Raw genomic sequence first — 1,074 nt, 5'->3', positions numbered from 1 at the left:
GGACGGGTTAGTGACGGTCAGCGTGTTACCGCTTTGCTTCCACACCAGCAGTTTCCACGGTGCTTCGTCACGGGCCAGGCCTGCGGGACGGATAAGTACCGGCAGATTCTGACGCACCGTCATACGCACCAGGTTTTTGTCTTTGACCTGCGGTGGTACCCCTTCAAAAATGACGCGTTTCAGATGTTCCGTTTTCAGTGGCGTTTTATCGGTGAGGATGAAGCGTATGCGCTGGGTTTTACCGGCTTCAACGCGGGCGGCTGGCGGTGTGATGGTCAGTAATGAAGTTTTGTCTTCCGGAATATCCTGAAGGGTGGTCAGCATCAACACCGGGAAATTGTCGGTGTTAGTGATGTTGATGGCGCCTTCACCATCGGAAGCCTCCACCACGACCACTGAAGTCTCCGGAACCATACCGGTCGCGTGGGAAAAAGCAGAAACCAGGACGAGAGCTGCCGCCCCTGTTTTAATACAAGAGAATAATTTCATGAGAGTAACCTTTAGAGTAAAAAGTAATTGCTAGTTAGCTTGTTGAAAGCGACCCCGTGCAACACGGGGCGATGCCTGGTTATTTGCAGATGACTGCGGTTAATGCTATTTATTTTCAACGCATGGATATTTCTGTCCGCAAACTCGCGTGCTGAAATAAAATTTTATATTTCCAATAAATATAAACGACCTGTACATTCATTCGAGTTAGACCCATTTTCTTTGAATAAACAGATCCATTTTAAAAATCATAACCCATTGAAGCGAGAATCACGGCCATTCCCGCTTCTTATAATATATGCTGCAGGCCAAGAGAAAAATACATATTATCTGAGTAAACATAGATCATAGGTGAGCAATTCATTCATAAAGTAAAAGTTAATCACCAGGAAGTACATTACAGTAAAGTTTTTTCACTATGCGAAAGTCTATATAATATCCAGAGTTATCCACGCGAGTAATAAGATTATCGGTAATGCCCAGTAAAGATAACTTTCTCTTTAATTCTTTCATTACTTGCCATAATCGCTGACTGGAGGAAGCCAGTTTATTTTTATCCCAGACATGGGACAGTATTTCATCGTT

At 44.0% G+C, this 1,074-nt stretch carries 1 protein-coding gene and 1 pseudogene; both read right to left on the bottom strand.

The features are described 5' to 3' along the window. Positions 1-489 (bottom strand): fimbria/pilus chaperone family protein (locus FH968_RS23530; protein ID WP_139883903.1); only part of this gene is annotated, 489 nt, incomplete at its 3' end. 378 nt (positions 490-867) lie between these two features. Continuing rightward, positions 868-1,074, bottom strand: a pseudogene (locus FH968_RS24050) (CadC family transcriptional regulator); the annotation flags it as partial.

It is taken from the genome of Buttiauxella sp. B2, from assembly GCF_006376615.1.
Taxonomy (GTDB): domain Bacteria; phylum Pseudomonadota; class Gammaproteobacteria; order Enterobacterales; family Enterobacteriaceae; genus Buttiauxella.
The sequence above is the reverse complement of the archived record's forward strand: the minus strand, read 5'-3'. Positions and strand labels throughout refer to the sequence as shown.